Source organism: Streptomyces asoensis (assembly GCF_016860545.1).
GTDB classification, from domain to species: domain Bacteria; phylum Actinomycetota; class Actinomycetes; order Streptomycetales; family Streptomycetaceae; genus Streptomyces; species Streptomyces asoensis.
This window is the reverse complement of record NZ_BNEB01000005.1, coordinates 2674713-2693852: the sequence shown is the minus strand read 5'-3', so window position 1 is coordinate 2693852 and position 19140 is coordinate 2674713. Positions and strand designations below refer to the sequence as shown.

Below are 19140 nucleotides of genomic sequence, written 5' to 3'. Positions count from 1 at the left end.
GGTCTGGACCAGTGCGGAAGTTAAACCTCCGGACACCCCTCGGATCCCGCCCTGATCCCCAACTCCTGCGCCAGCACCGCCGCTTGCACCCGGCTGCGCAGGTCCAGCTTGCCCAGCAGCCGGCTGACGTGCGTCTTCACCGTCGCCTCCGCCATGTCGAGGCACCCGGCGACCTCCGCGTTGGACATCCCCTCGCCCAGACAGGCCAGCACCTCGCGCTCCCGCCGGGTCAGGGCGCCGAGGACGGCCGGGTCGGCCCTCGGCGCGCGGGCCGGCCCCGCGGCGAACTCGGCGATCAGCCGCCGGGTCACGGCCGGCGCGATCAGACCCTCGCCGCCCGCCACGGTCCGCACCGCCGCGAGCAGGTCCGCCGCCTCCGTGTTCTTCAGCAGGAATCCCGCCGCGCCGGCCCGCAGCGCCCCGAACACATACGCGTCGAGGTCGAAGGTGGTCAGCACCAGGACGTCGGCCAGCCCCTCCCCGACGACCTCCCGGGTCGCCGACACCCCGTCCATACGCGGCATCTGCACGTCCATCAGCACCAGGTCGGGCCGCAGCGCGCGGGCCAGCGCCACCGCCTGCTCCCCGTCCGCCGCCTCGCCGACCACCTCCACGTCGGCGGCGCTGTTCAGGATGAGGACGAGCCCCGCGCGCACGGCGGCCTGGTCCTCGGCGACGAGCACCCGGACGACGGCGCTCATGCGGGATCTCCTTCCACGAGGGGGAACGTGGCGCGCACCGTCCAGCAGGAGTCCTCGGGCCCGGCGCCGAACGTGCCGCCGAGCAGCACCGCCCGCTCCCGCATCCCGACGAGCCCGGCGCCGGAACCGGGCGCGCGCGGCCCGCCCCGGCGGCCGTGGGGACTGCGCACCCGCACATCGAGTTCGTCCCCGCGCCGTACGAGGGCGACGGTGACCCGGCCGGGACAGGCGTGCTTGAGCGCGTTGGTCAGCGACTCCTGGACGATCCGGTAGGCGGCGAACTCGACGGGGGCGGGCACCTCACCGTGCTCGGCGACGAGAGCGACGTCCAGCCCGTTGGCGCGGGCGCCCTCGACGAGCGCCTCCACGCCGTCCAGGGTGGGGGCCGCGGCGGGCTCACGGTCCCCGCTGCCGTCGCGCAGGATCCCGATCAGCCGCCGCATCTCCGCCAGTCCGTCGACGCTGTTCTCCCGGATGACGGACAGCGCCTGCCGGGAGGTGTCCGGGTCGTCGATGGAGAGGGCCGCCGTCGAGTGGATGGCGATCGCCGACAGATGGTTGGCGACCATGTCGTGCAGCTCGCGCGCCATCCGCGCCCGTTCCGACGTCACGGCCTGGGCGCGGTCGATCCCGGCGAGCAGCGCCGTCTGCTCGGCCCGCAGCCGGGCCGCCTCGGCGGCGTCGCGGTGATCGCGCACGATCCAGCCGGTGGCGGCCGGCGCGTAGGCCACGATGCCGACCACCACACCGATCAGCAGGGCCTGCGGGACCCGCCACACCGCGAACGGCACCAGCGCCCCGGCCACCGTCAGCAGCCCGGTGATCCACTGGATGCGGCGGGCCGAGGCGAGCGTGCCGTACAGGACGGCCGCGTACACGAGGTCGGTGTACATCAGGACCGTGCACAGGTTGCCCCGGGTCAGGGTGTCCAGGACGATCGCGGCCGTGCCGGTGAGCAGCGCCGTGCGCGGCGCCGTCCTGCGCACCGCCTCACAGCCGGCCATCACCGCGAGCGCCACCAGGACCGGCCAGGGGCCGTCGAGGAGCACGAGCGGATCGTGTCGCGGGCGGGTGGCCAGACCGACGGCGGCGAGCAGCAGCCCGCCGAGCAGTCCGCCGGCCGCGAGACACACGTCGAAGCGGTGCGGGTGGCTCCGCGGGCGCAGCGCTACTGGGACGGCCATGCCCTCCATCCAACACGCCCCGCACGGCGCCGGCCTGCTCCCCGGGGACGGTCCCCGACTGCATCTTTCGATGTACCGCGGCCTCGTCACCGCCGACGACGCGGACGGCCGTGCCCGGCGGGAGCCTGGGAGGGTGAACGAGAGGAGCGGACCGTGATCGTCGCGCTGGTCGTCGCCTGCGAGGTCGCCTTCTGGGTGCTGCTGGCCGCCGGACTCGCCCTGAGGTACCTGCTGCGGATGCCGCGGCTGGGCCTCGCGCTGCTGCTGTGCGAGCCGCTGCTGGAGGCCGCGCTGTTCGCCGTCACCGCCGTCGACCTGCGCAACGGCGCCGAGCCGGACTGGCGGCACGGCCTGGCCGCCGTCTACATCGGGTTCACGGTGGGCCTCGGCCGCTCCACCGTCCGGTGGGCGGACGCCCGGTTCGCCCACCGCTTCGCCGGCGGCCCGCCGCCCGTGCGGCCGCCGCGATACGGCAGGGCCCGCGCCGTCCACGAATGGAAGGTCGCGGGCCGCTGGACCCTCGCCGCGCTCACCGCCGCCGCGCTGCTCGAGGCGGCCGTCCGCTACGTCGGCGCGGACGGGGACACCGGCTCGCTGCGTGACTGGCAACTGCGGATGGTGTGGGTCGTCGGCGTCAACCTGGTCATCGCCCTGAGCTACACCCTGTTCCCCAAGGCGGAACCGGCGGGCGCGGCGGAGCGGGAACCGGCCAAGATGCGTTAGCGCTCGCCGCCCGGCACCCACAGCACGTCCCCGACCGCCTTGTTGGCGGTGCGTGCCAGGATGAACAACAGGTCCGAGAGCCGGTTGAGGTAGGTCGCCGTGAGCGGGTTCATCAGCTCGCCGTGCACCTCCAGCGCGGCCCAGGTGGAGCGCTCGGCGCGGCGCACGACCGTGCAGGCCTGGTGGAGCAGGGCCGCGCCCGGGGTGCCGCCGGGCAGGATGAACGACCGCAGCTTCTCCAGCCGCTCGTTGAACAGGTCGCAGTCCGCCTCCAGCCGGTCCACGTAGAACTGCTCGACCCGCAGCGGCGGGTAGGCCGGGTTCTCCACGACCGGCGTGGACAGGTCCGCGCCCACGTCGAACAGGTCGTTCTGCACACGGGTGAGGACCCGCACGAGTTCCTCGTCCAGCCCGCCCAGGGCGAGCGCCGTGCCGAGCGCCGCGTTCGCCTCGTTGACGTCGGCGTAGGCGGCGATCCGCAGGTCGGTCTTGGCGACCCGGCTCATGTCCCCCAGGGCGGTGGTGCCCTGGTCGCCGGTCCTCGTGTAGATGCGTGTCAGATTGACCATGCGGCCAATCTAGACCGTCCCGGCGGATCGGTTCCGTTCCCTTCGTCACTGCCCCGGGCACCCGGCCAGTCCCGGGCCAATCGCCGTGAATCGGACAGTATTTGACGACGTGACCGGCGTCTCACGCCCTGAGACGTGAGCCGCGTTACTAACCGGTCACACAGCGCCTCACTGCCGATAGCCTCCCGCCGAGAGGCATGCGGAGCGGCTGCGCCGGATGGTTGACGCCGGTGACATCGGACGCCTGAGCGGGCAGGGCTTCTACAAGCACCGAAACCGCACAGGCCCCATGGGCCTCACCCCTGCGAGTGAATTCGGTATCGGTTCGCTCACAGACGGCAACCTTCGGCCGCTTCACGCAGTCAGAGGATGCAACACCGGACACCACACCGCGGAGCACGAGACGCACGCTTAGGGGAGCGCTATGCACATCAGGGGCGACCACGTAGAGCTGGTCGTCGGGGGCCGCCTCGACGTCCGCAGCGCGGCGGACGCCCGTACGGCCCTGCACGCGGCCGTGGACGACGGCGCCGGCGACCTGGTGCTCGACCTGTCCGAGCTGGACTCCTGGGACGCCACCGGACTCGGCGTCATCATGGGCGTCCACCGACGGGCCGGGCGGTGCGGCCGGCGTCTGGTGCTGCGCGGGGTTCCTCCGCAGATGCAACGCCTCCTGGTGGCCACCCGCCTGCACCGGATCCTCGCGATCGAGGGCGGCATCGGCGTGGAGTCCCTGCCCCGGGTGTGACCGGCGGGGCGTGTGGCCTGCGGCGGAAATCGTGCGACGGGCGCAATCCTCACGAGACTGTGACGCTTCGGGCGGCCCGGCACCCCGGGCTGTCGTAGATACTGTGCGAAGGTTTACGGTTCGTCTGCCCGCCGCCCTCGACCCAGAGCGGGTACCGGACCAGAAGCGACAGCGCAGTGTGCAGCAAGGCCGGGAGGGGCTACCGCCACACGACGCTTTTGGGGGGCTTGGACCTATGGACCCGAACACCCGGGGACCCGAGGAGTACGGCCAGGACGACGAAGGCACCGTGCCGCGCCCGCGCCCGTCCAGGGACCCCCTCGCACCCGACTTCGGCCAGCAGGCGCCGGCCCTGGCGCGCACCGTGCGGCTCGTCGTCGGCGAACACCTGCTCACGGTCAACCCGGTCGACGGCAGCGAGATAGAACTCCGCCCGCCCGGCAATCCCGTAGGCCCGGGCGCGGCCGAGGGCGCGGGGGAGATACCCGAGCGCCCCGTCAAGCGCACTCCCGAACAGCGGGCCGAGGCCGAACGCGCCGCCCGGCCGCCCGCCCCCGCCGGACCCGCCCGGCCCGCGCGCCCGCTCCAGGGCCGTCAGGACGAACGCGAGCAGCTGGTCAGACTGCTGGCCCGGGGCCGCTCCGTCCGGCTCACCGGTCCGGCCGGCTCCGGCCGCACCAGCCTCCTCGACCTCGTCGCCGAGGACTGCGAGGACCTCGCCCCCGACGGCGTCGTCCGCCTCACCGGCTTCCGCCGCACCACCACCGACCTGCTCGGCGACCTCTTCCACGCCGTGTACGACGCCCCTCGGCACCGTCCGGCCGACGACGACCTGCGGGCTCTCGTCCGCGAGATCGGCGCGGTCGTCGTGGTCGACGACCTCGACCTCGGCGGCCCGGCCCTCGACGAACTGCTGGACGCCACCCCCGAGTGCGCCTTCCTGCTCGGCGCGACCCCCGACACCCCGCTGCCCTCCGCGGACTCCGCCGTCGAGGAGGTCACGCTCAGCGGGCTGGACCGCGCGGGCGGCGTCGAGGTGATCGAGAACGGCGTCGGCCGCGTCCTCACCGAGGAGGAGGCCAACTGGGCCGGCGACCTGTGGTTCGAGTCCGAGGGCCTGCCGCTGCGGTTCGTCCAGGCCGGCGCTCTGCTCGCCCAGCGCGACCGGCTGCGGGCCGGTGCCGACGCGGTCGACGCGTTCGGCGTCTTCGAGGACGCCCGCCCGTTCACCGAGACCGTCGACGGGCTCGCCGGAGCCGGTGAGGCGGAGGAGATACCGTTGCCCTCGCTCGGCGAGGCCGCCGCCCCCGCCCCGCTGCTCGCCGCCCGGCTCAGCGCCAGCGCCCGCGCCACCCTGCGCTTCGCCGTCGCCCTGGACGGCGAGGTGCCGCACCAGGCCCACCTGCCCGCACTGGTCGGCGACACCCACGCCGACGCCGCCCTCGGTGAACTGGCCGCCTGCGGACTCGTCTCCCCGGTCGGCACCCGCTACCGGCTCGCCGCCGGTGTCGGGACCCAGCTGGAGGCCGCCGGATACGCCGACGACGCCGAGGAGCGCGCCCGGACCGCCGCGCAGCACTACGCCTGGTGGGCCGGGCACCCCTCGGTCACTCCCGAGCGGGTCTGCGCGGAGGCCGACGCCCTGCTCGCCGCCCTCACCGTGATCGTCCCCGCCACCACCCGGCCCGGCGAGGACGAGGAGGCCACCTCCGTCCGGCTCGCCCGCACCGCCGCCCCCGCCTTCGCCGCGGGCCTGCACTGGAGCGCCTGGGAGACCGCCCTGCACGAGGGCGCCGAAGCGGCCCGTCTCGCCGGTGAGTCGGCCGACCGCGCCTACTTCCACCACGAGCTGGGCGTCCTCGCCCTGTGCGGCGGACAGCTCGACCGGGCCCGCTCCGAACTGGAGGCCTCCCTCGCCCTGCGCGGGGCGATCGCCGACAAGCGCGGCACCGTCACCGGCCGCCGCGCCCTCGCCCTGGTCGCCGACCGCTCCGGGGACGTGCCCGGCCTGGCGGTGGCGACGGCCGGCGAGGAGGTGCCCGAAGCGCGCCACGAGGAGTCGGCGTCCCCGCCGCGCGGCATCCAGGCGGCGCTGCCGACGTACCCGCCGGAGGCCCCGACTGTCGTCGGCCGCCGGGAGCCCGCCGGCCCGCCGGTCCGCCACAACCGGGGCGGCCTGAAGAGCCTCGCCAAGCGCAACCTCGTCGCGGCGGGCGCGGGCGCGCTGCTCGTCGCCGTGCTGGGCACGGTCGTGACGCTCGGCGCGACCTCCAACAACGACGCCAACGACCCGTCGGACCGGGTCGGCGTCAGCCCCTCCAGCAGCACCGGCCCGGACGACGGAGGCCTGGAGTCGGACGCCCCGGGCGACGACAGCGGCTCCGCCGACACGGGGGAGGCGACCAGCAGGCCGACGGACCCGGGCCCGGACGGCACGATGGGCACCCCGGACGACCCGACGGCCACGGGGGAGGCCCGGCCGTCCTCGGAGCCGAGCAGCTCGCAGGGACCGGGCGACGGGCAGCCGTCGGGTACCCCGAGGCCTTCGTCGTCGAGTACGTCGTCCAGGCCGTCGACGACGCCGACCGGCGAGCCCTCGACGCCCACGGACGAGCCCTCGACGCCCACGGAGGACCCGACGACCCCCACGGGCGACCCGTCCACGCCCTCCACCGGAGGCCCGTCGGCCGGAACCTCGGCCAGCGGCACCACCTCCGCCGCCCCGGTGTCGCCGAGCACGGTGGACACCGCACCCTCCTCGCCGGACGAGGTGATCTGAGCCCCGGGGCATACGTGAAGGGCCGGGTTCCCGCGTGGGAACCCGGCCCTTCACGTCAGGGGCGGACCGTGGGTCAGAAGAGCCGCAGCTTGTCGTCCTCGATGCCCCGCATCGCGTCGTAGTCCAGGACCTGGCAGCCGATGCCGCGGTCCGTGGCGAGGACGCGGGCCTGCGGCTTGATCTCCTGGGCCGCGAACACCCCGCGGACCGGGGCGAGATGCGGGTCGCGGTTCAACAGCTCCAGATAGCGCGTGAGTTGCTCGACGCCGTCGATCTCGCCGCGCCGCTTGATCTCCACCGCGACGGTCTGCCCCGCGGCGTCCCGGCACAGGATGTCGACCGGGCCGATGGCCGTCATGTACTCGCGGCGGACGAGGGTGTAGCCCTCCCCGAGGATCTCGATGCGGTCGGCGAGCAGTTCCTGGAGGTGCGCTTCCACGCCGTCCTTGATCAGGCCGGGATCGACGCCGAGTTCGTGCGACGAGTCGTGGAGGATCTCCTCCATCGTGATGATGAGCTTCTCTCCGCCCTTGTTGACGACGGTCCAGACGCCTTCCTCGTCGCCCGTACCCTCCTTCAGGGTGCAGGGCGGCGACATCCAGTTCAGGGGCTTGTAGGCCCGGTCGTCCGCGTGGATCGAGACGCTGCCGTCCGCCTTCACCAGGATCAGGCGAGGGGCGGACGGGAGGTGGGCGGTGAGCCGGCCGGCGTAGTCCACGGAGCACCGGGCGATGACGAGACGCATGGTCCGCAACGCTATCCGACGCGCCGCCGCGCACGCGATTCCCCCACCCTCCCCCGCGCACCGCCGCCGCCCTCGCCCCGGCGGCGTCACGGGCCACCACGGCCTCCGGGGACCCTGCGGACCCGCCCCTTTCGGACGGGAAAAAGATCGTTCGGCAGTGGATCGACCGTGGCCGATTGTGTGCCCAATAGGGGTTCCCTATGTGCCCATTCTCCTGGTGCGGTCACGGTCCGTTGCCTACCGTAGTGAACGGGAGGTCGCGATGCGTGTACTCAGCGTGTGCGGTGTTTCGGCGCGCGAACTCCCTTTCCCTGTCCGGCAACCCCTGTTGTTCCGGGGGTGCGAGAGGAGTACCCATGTCGCTCGACGTCTCACCGGCCCTACTCGAACAGGCCGAGCGAGGCGAGGTCGACGAAGCAGAATTCGTCGACTGCGTCCGGACCTCCCTGCCCTACGCATGGGAGATGGTCAGCTCCCTGGTGGCACAGCTGAAGGTGGACGGCGCGGACTTCGCCGACAACCAGACGCCCCCGCCGGACGAGCAGGCACGCGGGCAGCTGCTGCGCGCGCTCGCGAGCGACGCCATACGCGGCGCGCTCCAGCGGCACTTCGGTGTACGGCTGGCCTTCCAGAACTGCCACCGGGTGGCGGTGTTCCCGCTGGAGCCGGCCGTCGACGAGAAGCTCGCCCGCTTCACCTCGGTCCGTAGCCAGGTGCTGAACCAGTCCCCGGAATTCCGGGACTGCTGACACGTGAGCCTGTCGCCTGCCGCTCCTGACGCGGGAGGTTCCATCAGTACGGGAGCGGCAGGCCCCGCGGACGGCTGGGCTGTTCACCGGAGGTGGGGGAGCACCTCCGAGCCCAGCCGCCGTACGTTCTCCTCGGTGGCCGCGAGGTCGCCCGAGCCCTCGACCAGCAGGGCGAAGCGGGAGATGCCGGTCCGCTCGCCGGTCGCCGCGAGCCGGTCGGCGCACAGCCGCGGGGTGCCCACCGGGTGCAGCCCGCAGAGCAGTTCGGTGTACGCCACCGGGTCCCGCATGGAGCGGGGCCGACCGTCCACGGTCACATGCGCGTCGAGTCCCTGCCGCAGCCAGCCCGGCATCGACTTCACCAGGGTCTCCACCGCGTCCGTGCGCCGGTCCGCGATCTGGCAGACGCCGGCCGAGACATGGGCCGCGTCCCGGATCTCGTCCCCGGACCGCCCGGCCGCGCGCGCGTGCCGGCGCCACAGGGAGACCATCTCGGCCTTCTCCTCGTCCCCCACGTGCATCCCGAGAAGCATCGGCAACCCGCGCTCGGCGGCCAGGCGGACGCTCGCCGGTGAGGTGCACGCGACGACGACCTCCGGCCCCGGCGTCTCCGTCAGCGCCTCCGACGGCCTGGGCACCACGGGGACTTCACGGAAGCGGAAGCGCTCGCCGTCGGCGCCCACCGAGGGTTCGCGCAGCCAGCGCACCAGCAGATCGAGTGATTCCGGGAAGCCCTGTTCGTACGCCTCCAGGCCCGACCCGAACACCTCCAGGTCGACCCAGGGTCCGCCGCGCCCCACGCCCAGCGAGAAGCGGCCGCCGCTCGTCAGGTGCAGCAGCGCGGCCTGTTCCCCGAGGGCCACGGGGTGGACCGTGGGCAGTACGCTGACCGCGGTGCCCACCCGGATCCGGCGGGTGCGGCCCAGCAGCAGGGCGGCGAGCGTGACCGCCGAAGGGCATGTGCCGTACGGCACGAAGTGGTGCTCGGCCAGCCAGACCGAGTCGAGGCCCGCTTCCTCGGCCACCTCGGCCGAGCGCACCGCACGGTGCAGTGCCTCGCCCTGACCCTGGCCGGGGAACTGGGCTCCCAAGACGAAACTTCCAACGCGCATGGACTTTCCTGCTTCCTTGGCTCCGACACGGAGCTCCCCCACCCGGCATAACCGTCTGACACGTGCCGAGGACACGGCCTGGCGGAGAGATTTGCGGATTGTCTGGAGAATGGGACGTCCGGGAGGGCGACTTGTGGGGATCGCTGCCCTATGAGTACCCGTGTCCGCGCCGCGTAGGCTGGAGCACGAACCCTGCTTCCTGTATAGCCCCGTGAGGTGTCCCGTGTCCCCGCGCCGCAACCGACCCAAGGGTGAGGGCTCGTCCGGCCGGAGCGCCGAGGACGACCGCGACAGCCGCTACGGCGGCTGGCAGTCCGGGGAGAGCTGGCAGGGCGAGCAGTGGAGCGTGCGGCACGTGGCGGGCGCGAGCGCGCAGGGCAAGGCGTACCGGTGCCCCGGATGCGACCAGCTCATCCCGGACGGCGTCCCGCACGTCGTCGCCTGGCCCGAGCACGCCGGCGTCGACGACCGCCGGCACTGGCACAAGGCGTGCTGGAACGCACGGGACCGCCGCACCCCGGGGGTGCGGCGGTCCCGTAACGCGCCGAAGTTCTAGGGCGTGCCCCAGCGGCTCAGACGTCGCGCTTCTCCAGCAGGGCGAAGGCGGCGCCCAGCACCACGGCGGTCGCGCCGAGCGCGATCCACAGCGGGTCCCAGCCGCTCGGGCCGCTGTCGCTGAGCGAGGTGGAGTAGAACACGCTCAGCTGGTTGGGGATGGAGTACTCGAAGAGGGCCTGGCGCAGGTCCTCCAGCGAGGACGAGAACATGAAGATCGCGATGACCAGCGGGGCCAGCAGGACGCCGATCATGATGGTGATGGCGCCGGCCGAGTGCCGGATGATCGAGCCGACGGCGAGCGAGATCAGCCCGAGCAGCGCGACGTAGAGGGAGACGCCGAAGGTGGCCTTGAGCCACTCCTCGCCGTTCGGCTGCCGGGCGTCGCCCAGCATGCCCACGTGCACCAGGGCGACGAAGCCCGAGGACACCAGGGTGACGACGAAGGCGACGGCGAAGAACACGACGGCCTTCGCGGCGAGGACCCGGCCGCGCGAGGGGCAGGCCACCATCGTCGTCCGGATCATGCCGGTGCCGTACTCGGAGGCCGTGGTCAGCACGCCGAGCGTCATGACGCACATGGTGCCCAGGAGCAGCCCGAAGAAGCCGAACGACAGGGCGGTCTCGCCCTCCAGGTCACTGGGGGAGGCGTTCGCGGCGACGACGGCTCCGGCGAGCAGGCCGATGCCGACGACCAGCAGGACGAAGACACCCAGCGTCCACATCGTGGAACGCACCGACCGGATCTTGGTCCACTCCGAGGTGACGGCGTGGCCCAGGTGCGTGCGCACGATCGGGATCGGCGAGGTGTAGGCGGGACCGGCCGGGGCGTACGAGGGGCCGGGCGCCGTCTGCCAGGCGGGCGCGGCCTGCGGCGAGGGGTGCTGCGGGGTGCTCATCGGGCGTCCTCGGACTTGGTCGGGGCGGCGTCGGGGGCGGGAACGGGCGCGGCGGGCGCGGACGGGGCCTGGTCCGCGGTCCCGGCGGCTTCCGGCGCCGGTGCGGCTGCCGGGGCCTGGGGTGCCGGTGCGGCCGGGGCCGGCGGCTGGGCCGGCGCCTGTGCGGGTGCCTGGGCGTACGGGTTGGCACCGTTCGGGCCGGGAGCCGCCGCGGGCGCTCCGGGGGCGCCGTACGCCCCGTAGGAGGCCCCCGGAGGCGCCTGGGCCGGCTGCGGGTGCCCGTAACCGGAGTGCTGCGGGGGCGGCGGGGCGTACCAGCCCGGCTGGCCCTGGCCCGGGACCGGCATGGGCGGCTGCGCGCCCGGCGGCGGCTGCTGCTGGAGGCCGGCCTTCTGGTCGATGGTGGACCGGTAGTCGACGGCGCCCTGCGTCATCCGCATGTACGCCTCCTCCAGGGAGGCCTGGTGCGGGGACAGCTCCCACAGGCGGACGTCCGCCTCGTGAGCGATGTCGCTGATGCGCGGCAGCGGCAGCCCGGTCACCCGCAGCGCGCCGTCCTGCTCGGGGAGCACGTGACCGCCCGCCTCGGTGAGCGCGGAGGCCAGCTTCTCGCGCAGCGAGGGCTCGGTGTGCGGGGTGCGCACCCGCGCGAAGTCGGCGGAGTTGGCCGAGATGAAGTCGGTCACGCTCATGTCGGAGAGCAGCTGGCCGCGCCCGATGACGATCAGGTGATCGGCGGTCACCGCCATCTCGCTCATGAGGTGGGAGGAGACGAACACCGTGCGGCCCTCGGCGGCCAGCGACTTCATGAGGTTGCGCACCCAGAGGATGCCCTCCGGGTCGAGGCCGTTGACCGGCTCGTCGAAGAGCAGCACCTGAGGGTCGCCGAGCAGCGCGGCCGCGATGCCGAGCCGCTGGCCCATGCCGAGGGAGAAGCCCTTGGAGCGCTTGCGCGCCACGTCCTGGAGTCCGACGACACCGAGCACCTCGTCGACCCGCCGGGCCGGGATCCCGGACAGCTGGGCCAGGCTGAGCAGGTGGTTGCGCGCGTGCCGGCCGCCGTGCACCGCCTTGGCGTCCAGCAGGGCGCCCACCTGGCGGGCGGCGTTCGGCAGCTTGCGGTACGGGTAGCCGCCGATCGTCACCGTCCCGGCGGTCGGGTTGTCCAGGCCCAGGATCATCCGCATCGTCGTCGACTTGCCCGAGCCGTTGGGCCCGAGGAAGCCGGTGACCGCACCGGGCCGCACCTGGAAGGAAAGGTTGTACACAGCGGTCTTGTCGCCGTAGCGCTTGGTCAGGCCGACTGCTTCGATCATGCTCCGCACCCATCGAAAGGTTCAGGACAGCAGGGCACACGCCCCCGTAAGGGTTAGGAGGATATCGGGGCGCTGACGGTTCCGCTCAAATGAAAGCAAAGCCCAAAGCGTTACGCGTCGCGTTTCTTCAGCAGGAGGTAGCCGCCGGCGAGCGCCGCGAGGGCCCACAGCGCCATGATGGCGAACCCGCCCCAGGGCCCGTAGGGGGTGTCGTCGTCGATCGGCGTGACCACCCGCATGATCTTGCTGCCGGCCTGGTCGGGCAGATACCGGCCGATCTTCTTCGTCGCCGAGACGTTGCCGAGGATGTTGGAGATCAGGAAGAAGAACGGCATCAGGATGCCGAGCGACAGCATCGGCGAGCGCAGCATCGTGGCCACACCCATCGAGAACACCGCGATGAGCGTCATGTACAGACCGCCGCCGATGACCGCCCGCAGGACCCCGCTGTCCCCGATCGACGCCCGGTGGGAGCCGAGCATGGCCTGCCCCAGGAAGAACGTGACGAAACTGGTGGCGAGCCCGACCACCAGCGCGAGCCCGGTGGCCACCGCGATCTTGCTGAACAGGAAGGTGCCGCGCTGGGGCACCGCGGCCAGCGACGTGCGGATCATGCCGGTGCTGTACTCGTTCGACACCACCAGCACCCCGAACACGATCATGGCGAGCTGGCCGAGGCTCATCCCGGCGAAGCTGATGAAGGTCGGGTCGAAGGAGAGCCGGTCGTTGCGGCTCATGTCGTCGAACTCGTGCCGCGACAGCGCCGAGATCAGCATGCCGAGGGCGATGGTGACGATCACGGCGAGGGAGAGCGTCCACACGGTGGACGCCACCGACCGGATCTTGGTCCACTCGGACCGGATGACCTGGGTCGCCGCCATCATCGGCTCCTCGTCCAGTCGTCGCCCCACGGCTGCGGAGGTCCCGCGGGCGGCGGGTCCGCTGGTGCGCCCGCATCCGCCCCGGCGTGCGCGTGGTACTCGACCGACTCCGCGGTCAGCTGCATGAACGCCTCCTCCAGGGAAGCCCGCTGGGGACTCAGCTCGTGCAGCACGATCTGGTGCTGCGCGGCCAGCTCCCCGATGTGCTCGGACTTGCCGTCGTCCACCTCCAGCACCCCGCTGCCCGTCTCGACGACGAGGAACCCGGCACCGCGCAGCACGTCGAGCAGCCGCTCCCGCTGCGGGGTGCGGATACGGACGAACGAGCGCGAGTTCTGCGCGATGAAGTCGGCCATCGAGGTGTCGGCGAGCAGCCGGCCCTGACCGATGACGACGAGGTGATCGGCGGTCAGCGCCATCTCGCTCATCAGGTGGGAGGAGACGAACACGGTCCGGCCCTGGGCGGCCAGCGATTTCATCAGGTTGCGGATCCAGTGGATGCCCTCGGGGTCGAGGCCGTTCACCGGCTCGTCGAACATCAGGATCCGCGGGTCGCCGAGGAGCGCCCCCGCGATGCCCAGCCGCTGGCCCATGCCGAGCGAGAACCCCTTGGCCTTCTTCCTCGCCACGGAGGTGAGCCCCACGGTGTCCAGCACCTCGTGCACCCGGCTCTTCGGGATGCCGTTGCTCTGCGCCAGGCACAGCAGATGGTTGAAGGCGCTGCGCCCCCCGTGCATGGCCTTGGCGTCCAGCAGGGCCCCGATGTACTTCAGCGGGTCCTTCAGCCGGTCGTAGTGCTGCCCGTCGATCCGGACGTCCCCCGCGGTCGGCCGGTCCAGACCGAGCATCATCCGCATCGTGGTGGACTTGCCCGCGCCGTTGGGACCGAGGAAGCCCGTGACGATGCCCGGTCTGACGGTGAAGGTCAGGTTGTTCACCGCGACCTTCTCGCCGTACCGCTTGGTCAGCCCCGACAGCTCGATCATGCGGCCACGCTAGAACGCGGCAAAGCCCTCTGCCACCGGAGTGGCAAAGGGCTTCACCGATGTTCGGGCGACGTACCCCCGGGCGTTACCGGGACTGCTGCGCCGGGACCCCGCGGGAGATCGGCTCGTCGTCCGTGGACGGCGTGCCGGCCGCGGCCACCGCGGCACCGGTCAGCGTGGCGAGCATCTCGCGGACGTTCGTCAGCTGGGCGTTGATCGAGTCGCGGCGGTTGGTCAGGGCCGCCAGCTCGCGCTCGGATTCGGAACGGATGCGGTCGGCCTTGGCGTTGGCGTCCGCCACGATGTCCTCGGCCTGGCGCTGCGCCGTCTCGACGGTCTGACGGGCGCGACGCTCGGCGTCGGTGCGCAGCTTCTCCGCCTCCAGACGCAGCTGCTCCGCGCGGTGCTCGATCTCGGCGAGACGCTTCTCCGCCTTCTGCTGACGCGAGGCCAGGTCCCGCTCCGACTGCTCGCGGCGCTTGGCGAGGTTGGTCTCGAAGTCGGCGGCGGCCTGCGCGGCCTTGGCGCGGGTCTCCTCGAAGAGGGCGTCCGCCTCCTCACGCTTCGACTGCGCGTCCTTCTGCGCCTCGGAACGCAGCTGCGACGCGTCGCTCTTGGCCTTCTCGACGATCCGGACGCCCTCGTCCTCCGCCTTGGCCTTGCGCTCGGCGGCGAACGACTCCGCGTCGTTGCGCACCTGCTGGGCCGCCGACTCGGCGAGCTCCCGGTGCTGCTCCGCGGCGCGGCGGGCCTCCTCGCGCAGGTCCTTGGCCTCTTCCTCGGCGAGGCGGAGGATCTTCTCGACACGCGCGCCGAGACCGGCGTACGACGGCTCGGCGTCGCTCACCTGGGCCTGGGCGTTCTGCGTCTCGAGGTGCAGCTCCTCGATGCGCTTTTCCAGAGCAGTGATACGAGCCAGAGCGCTGTCACGGTCGGAGACGAGCTTCGAGATGCGTTCGTCCACCTGAGCGCGGTCGTATCCACGCCGCACAAGCTCGAAGCCGTAGGGGGAAGTGTCGCTCATGGGGTTCCTGTCGAATGAGACCGGTGAGGTGATAGGTGGAATCCTAGGGCCCTGAACGGTGTGTCATCGAGCGTATACGTGTTTGATCTGGAGAATGACACCCCTTTTGGGTGGCTGAGCCGCAGACCGCTTGCCAAAGGTCCGGTCAAAGACGCCAGACTTTAACGCAATTCACACATTCCGCTAGCCGTCCGACGCCTTCCCGCCCGACCGGGGCGCCCCGATCGCCGCGCTCGCCTTGACGCCCCCGTCCTTGCCCCCGGTCGGGATCTCGAACGACTCCAGCGCCTCCAGCACGTCCTGCACCCGCGAGATCTCGGCGTTGATGTCCTCACGCCGGCGCACCAGGACCTCCAGCTCGCGCTTGCCCTCCTCGACGGTGCGGCGCGCCTCGCGGATCGCCTCGGCCTTGAGCTCCTCGGCCTCACGCACGAGCGTCGCCTTCTTCTGCTCCGCCTCCTTGAGCAGCCCCTCGGCCTTCTTCACGGCGGCGATGCGGACCTTGCCGGCCTCGGAATTGGCGTCCGACACCAGCTCCTTCGCCTTCGCCTGCGCCTTGGCGAGCTGTTCCTCGGCCGCCTTGATGAGCGCGTCGCAGCGGTCGCCGGTCGACCTCATCGTCTCGGCGGCCTCACGGCGGGCCCGCTCGTGCAGCGCCTCGATCTCGGTCGTGATGCGGTCGCGCAGCTCCTCCGCCCGCTCCCTTATGGCGGTCGCGTCCCGACGGGCGCCGACCAGCAGCTCGTCCGCGTCCGTACGGGCCTTCTCCACCCGCGAGTTGCCCTCGACCGTCGCCTCGGACACCAGCCGCTCGGCCTCGCTGCGGGCCGCGCCGACCATCGAGTCGGCCTGTGCCTCCGCGTCCGCCGTCGTCTTCTGCGCCTGCTGCTGCGCCTCCGTGAGGAGCTTGTCCGCCTCGGCCGCCGTCTCCGTGATGAGGGTGTCGACCTGCTCGGCCGCCTCGGAGCGCCGCTTGTTGGCCTCCTTGCGGGCCTCGTCCAGCGTGGAGTCGGCCTCCTCGCGGGCCACGCTCATCAGCCGGTCGGCCTCCGCCGCCGCGTCGGTCCTGACCCGCTCGGCGTCGGCGCGCATCCGCTCGGCGTGCTGCTGCGCGGTGCCCACCGTCTCGGCGGCCTCGGCGCGCAGCCGCTCCGCGTCCCCGGCGGCGTCCGAGATCAGCTTCTCCGCCTTGGCGACCGACTCGGCGCGCAGCCGCTCCGCCTCCGTGACCGTCTCGGAGTGGAGCCGCTCGGCCTCCGCGATCGTCTCCGTCTGGAGCCGCTCCGCCTCGTTGCGGGCCTCGGTGATGAGGGTGTCCGCCTGCGTCGCGGCGTCCGAACGGATGCGGTTCGCGTCGTCCCGGGCGTCCGCCCGGGTGCGCGACGCGTCCTGGTCGGCCTGGGCGATGGCGTCCGACGCCTCGGTGCGCACCCGCTGGGCGTGCGCGGACGCCTCCGAGCGCAGCCGCTCCGCCTCCGCGATCGCCTCGGCCATGGTCTGCTCGGCCAGCGCCTGCGCGGCATCCGCGGCCTCGCTCGCCTCGCGCCGGACCCGGTTGGCGTCCTCGGCGGCCCGCTCCTGCACCGCGTAGGCGTCGGAGCGGACCCGGTCCGCCTCCTCCTCCGCCTCGCGCCGGGTGCGCTCGGCCGCGTGCTCGGCGGCGGAACGCAGCCCGTTGATCTCGTCCTGCGCCTGCTCGTGCAGCCCGGCCACGGACTCCCGGACCTGCTGCGCGTGCTGCTCGGCCGCGGACACCATCTCGTTCGCGCGCCGGTCGGCCTCCTCGACCAGCCGGACGGCCTCGGTCTGCGCCTCCTCCACGCGCTTGCGCGCCGAGGCCAGCAGCTCCTCGCTCTGCCGGCGGGCCTGCTCCCGCTCCTGGTCGGCCTCCTGGCGCGCGGAACCGAGCAGCTCCTCGGCCTCGCGGCGGCGCCGCAGCGCCTCCTCCTGGGCGGCGGCCAGCGTCTCGGACGCCTCCGTGGCCAGCCGCTCGGCCGCGGCCTGCGCCTCGGCGCGTACCCGGTCGGCGGTGTCCTGCGCCTCCGACTTCAGCCGCTCCGCCTCGGCAGCGGCCTCGGAACGCAGCCGTACGGCGACGGCCTCGCCCTCGGCGCGCGAGGCGGATGCGTCGGCGGCGGCCTCGTCGCGGATCCGGTCCGCCTCGGTGCCCGCCTGCTGCTGGAGCGTACGGATCCGCTCGGCGGCCTCCGAGCGCAGCCGCTCGGTCTCCTCGCCGGCCTCGCGGCGGATCCGGGCGGCCTCCTCGCGCGCGTCGGTCAGCGCCTGCTCGGCGGAGGCGAGCCGTGCCTCCGCCTCCGTGTGCAGCCGGGTCAGCTCCTCGGCTGCCTCCGCCTGCCGGGCCTCGACCCCGCGCTCGGTCTCCTCGCGCAGTTCGAGCGCGGCCTGCTCGGCGTTGGAGGTGATGGTCTCGGCGAGCTCCACCGCCTCCTCGCGGGAGCGCTCGGCCTCCGCGCGGGTGCGCTCCAGGGTCTCCTCGGCCTGCCGGCGCAGCGTGGTGGCGCGCTCGATGGCCTCGGTGCGCACCTTCTCGCTGTCCGAGGTGGCCTTCTGGCGCAGCTCGTCCGCGTCGGCCTTCGCCTTGGACAGCAGCTCCTCGGCGGTCCTGGCCGCCTCCTCGATCTGCTGGACGGCCTCCTTGCGGGCCTCCGCGCGGATCTTCTCGCCCTCGCCGACTGCGTCGGCGCGCAGCTGCTCGGCCTCGCCGCGCAGCCGGCGGGCCTCCTCCTGGAGCTCGACCGTCTTGGCGCGGTACTCCTTGGTGTCGTCCTTCGCCGACCCCTTGAGCTGCTCGGCGATGTCGTGCGCCTCGGCGCGCAGCCGGTCCGCCTCGGTCTCCGCCTCGCGGCGGATCCGCTCGGCCTCCTCGGCGGCCGCCTTGGTGGTGTTCTGCGCGTCCTCCTGCGCCTTGTTGAGGACGTCCTCGGCGGTCTTCGCCGCCTTCGACAGCTGGGTGGCGCTCTCCTCGGCGGTGAGCGTGCGGGCCTTCTCCGAGGCCTCCGCGACGATCTTCTCCGCCTCGGCGCGGGCGTCGGCCACGACCTGCTCGGCGTCCGCCTTGGTGGTCTCGGCCTCCTTGGTGGCCTCGCTGACCAGCCGGGCGACCTGCTCCTTCGCCGTACGGGTGCGCTGCTCGTTGGTGGACTCAGCGCCGGCGAGCGCCTTCTCGGCGGCGGCCTTCGCCTCGGTGAGCACCTTGTCGGCCTCGGCCTGCGCCTTGCGCAGCGCCTCCTCGGCCTCGGACATGCGCTGCTCGGCGGCGCGGCTGAGCTCACCGGCCTGGCGGCGGGCCGCGTCGGACTCCGTGGCGGTGGAGGTGCGCAGCTGCTCGGCGTGGTCGCTGGCCTCCTGCGCCTGGCTGGAGGCGGCGTTCAGCAGCCGTTCGGCGTCCGTGCGGGCCCGCAGCAGCAGCTGCTCGGCCTCCGCGCGGGTCGCCTCGGCGTCGGCCTGGAGACGCTGGCGGGCTTCCGCGGCCACCCGTTCGGCCTCGGCGCGTGCGGCCGTCAGGGCCTGTTCGGCCTCGGCGCGCGACTCGTCGAGCAGCCGGCGGGCCTGCGCCTCGGTGCGGGCCCGCAACTGCTCGGCCCACGCCACGTTCTCGTTGACGTGCGACTCGACGTTCTGCCGGCGCTCCGCCAGTTCCTGGTCGAGCTGCTGGCGGCGGGCCACCGCCTCCTGGTGCAGCTCGGCCTGGAGCCGGGCCGCCTGCTCGGCGTGCTCCTGGAGGATCCGCTGCGTCTGCGCCCGGGCCTGGCTCAGCTCCCGTTCGGCGTCCTGGCGCAGCTGGTCGGCCTGCATCTGCGCGTTGCGCAGCAACTGCTCGGCCTGGTACCCGATGTCGCCGCCGTCGAAGGCGGGCCGGGACATGATGGTGCGCCGCGCCTCGTGCAACTTGGCGCGCAGCACCTCGACCTGGTAGCCGAGGTCCTCGGCATGCTGGATCGCCTTTTCCCGCTCGGTCTTCAGCCGCTTCATCTCGGCTTCGAACCGAGTCAGGTGGTCGACGTCAGCCGCCGGCTCCCGCTCCTGGCTCTCATAGCCCCGCACTGCGCGGTCCCATCCGTCCCTGGTCGCAAGCTTCCCGAACGAGCTCCGTCCATCCGCCGAACGGGGCCCCCGGGGAATGGTGTCAGATCAACGGCGGAGCATGG

General features: G+C 72.9%; 16 protein-coding genes. 5 read left to right on the top strand and 11 right to left on the bottom strand.

What is annotated here, in order from left to right; all coding sequences use genetic code 11:
• Nucleotides 1–20: 20 nt before the first annotated feature.
• On the bottom strand, nucleotides 21–701 hold the full coding sequence (locus Saso_RS34440; protein ID WP_189919662.1) for a response regulator: 681 nt from the start codon (nucleotides 699–701) through the stop codon (nucleotides 21–23).
• Nucleotides 698–1894 carry a sensor histidine kinase gene (locus tag Saso_RS34435; protein ID WP_189919660.1) on the bottom strand — a complete coding sequence of 399 codons (1197 nt, stop codon included), beginning with the start codon at nucleotides 1892–1894 and terminating at the stop codon, nucleotides 698–700. Before Saso_RS34435 ends, Saso_RS34440 begins: the two co-directional genes overlap by 4 nt.
• 144 nt (nucleotides 1895–2038) lie before the next feature.
• On the opposite strand from Saso_RS34435, the gene Saso_RS34430 reads away from it, so the two are divergent.
• Complete coding sequence (locus tag Saso_RS34430; RefSeq protein WP_189919658.1) at nucleotides 2039–2608, top strand: hypothetical protein; 570 nt, start codon at nucleotides 2039–2041, stop codon at nucleotides 2606–2608.
• On the opposite strand, the gene Saso_RS34425 is transcribed toward Saso_RS34430, so the two are convergent.
• On the bottom strand, nucleotides 2605–3177 hold the full coding sequence (locus Saso_RS34425; protein ID WP_189919655.1) for a cob(I)yrinic acid a,c-diamide adenosyltransferase: 573 nt from the start codon (nucleotides 3175–3177) through the stop codon (nucleotides 2605–2607). The two genes, Saso_RS34430 and Saso_RS34425, sit on opposite strands and share 4 nt — an antisense overlap.
• 424 nt (nucleotides 3178–3601) lie before the next feature.
• Between Saso_RS34425 and Saso_RS34420 the strand changes: the two genes are divergently transcribed.
• Both Saso_RS34420 and Saso_RS34415 read left to right on the top strand, forming a co-directional pair.
• A complete protein-coding gene (locus Saso_RS34420) occupies nucleotides 3602–3925 on the top strand; it encodes an STAS domain-containing protein (protein WP_189919653.1) in 324 nt (107 codons plus the stop codon).
• 235 nt (nucleotides 3926–4160) lie between these two features.
• A complete protein-coding gene (locus Saso_RS34415) occupies nucleotides 4161–6704 on the top strand; it encodes an ATP-binding protein (protein ID WP_189919651.1) in 2544 nt (847 codons plus the stop codon).
• Nucleotides 6705–6777: 73 nt separating this feature from the next.
• On the opposite strand, the gene nucS is transcribed toward Saso_RS34415, so the two are convergent.
• Nucleotides 6778–7449: an endonuclease NucS gene (nucS, locus tag Saso_RS34410; protein ID WP_189919649.1), complete on the bottom strand. Its 672-nt coding sequence runs from the start codon at nucleotides 7447–7449 to the stop codon at nucleotides 6778–6780.
• 356 nt (nucleotides 7450–7805) lie between these two features.
• Between nucS and Saso_RS34405 the strand changes: the two genes are divergently transcribed.
• Nucleotides 7806–8198, top strand: a complete 393-nt coding sequence (locus Saso_RS34405; protein WP_189919647.1) for an SCO5389 family protein — start codon at nucleotides 7806–7808, stop codon at nucleotides 8196–8198.
• Nucleotides 8199–8281: 83 nt separating this feature from the next.
• On the opposite strand, the gene Saso_RS34400 is transcribed toward Saso_RS34405, so the two are convergent.
• Nucleotides 8282–9310: an LLM class flavin-dependent oxidoreductase gene (locus Saso_RS34400; protein WP_189919645.1), complete on the bottom strand. Its 1029-nt coding sequence runs from the start codon at nucleotides 9308–9310 to the stop codon at nucleotides 8282–8284.
• Nucleotides 9311–9533: 223 nt separating this feature from the next.
• Between Saso_RS34400 and Saso_RS34395 the strand changes: the two genes are divergently transcribed.
• Nucleotides 9534–9866, top strand: coding sequence for an ATP/GTP-binding protein (locus Saso_RS34395; RefSeq protein ID WP_189919642.1), 333 nt, complete (start codon nucleotides 9534–9536; stop codon nucleotides 9864–9866).
• A gap of 16 nt (nucleotides 9867–9882) precedes the next feature.
• On the opposite strand, the gene Saso_RS34390 is transcribed toward Saso_RS34395, so the two are convergent.
• The 6 genes from Saso_RS34390 to scy all read right to left on the bottom strand — a co-directional run bounded on the left by Saso_RS34390 (nucleotide 9883) and on the right by scy (nucleotide 19036).
• The gene (locus Saso_RS34390) at nucleotides 9883–10764 is read right to left on the bottom strand and encodes an ABC transporter permease subunit (RefSeq protein WP_189919640.1); all 882 of its coding nucleotides are present in this window, start codon (nucleotides 10762–10764) and stop codon (nucleotides 9883–9885) included.
• The gene (locus tag Saso_RS34385) at nucleotides 10761–12080 is read right to left on the bottom strand and encodes an ABC transporter ATP-binding protein (RefSeq protein ID WP_189919638.1); all 1320 of its coding nucleotides are present in this window, start codon (nucleotides 12078–12080) and stop codon (nucleotides 10761–10763) included. Before Saso_RS34385 ends, Saso_RS34390 begins: the two co-directional genes overlap by 4 nt.
• Before the next feature lie 110 nt (nucleotides 12081–12190).
• Nucleotides 12191–12961: an ABC transporter permease gene (locus Saso_RS34380; protein ID WP_189920487.1), complete on the bottom strand. Its 771-nt coding sequence runs from the start codon at nucleotides 12959–12961 to the stop codon at nucleotides 12191–12193.
• Entirely contained in the window at nucleotides 12961–13947 is a 987-nt protein-coding gene (locus Saso_RS34375; protein WP_189919636.1) for an ABC transporter ATP-binding protein, read from the bottom strand. Before Saso_RS34375 ends, Saso_RS34380 begins: the two co-directional genes overlap by 1 nt.
• Before the next feature lie 85 nt (nucleotides 13948–14032).
• The gene (locus Saso_RS34370) at nucleotides 14033–14971 is read right to left on the bottom strand and encodes a coiled-coil domain-containing protein (RefSeq protein WP_079659495.1); all 939 of its coding nucleotides are present in this window, start codon (nucleotides 14969–14971) and stop codon (nucleotides 14033–14035) included.
• A 183-nt stretch (nucleotides 14972–15154) separates the two neighbouring features.
• Nucleotides 15155–19036 carry a polarized growth protein Scy gene (gene scy, locus Saso_RS34365; protein WP_189919634.1) on the bottom strand — a complete coding sequence of 1294 codons (3882 nt, stop codon included), beginning with the start codon at nucleotides 19034–19036 and terminating at the stop codon, nucleotides 15155–15157.
• Between the last annotated feature and the right edge of the window lie 104 nt (nucleotides 19037–19140).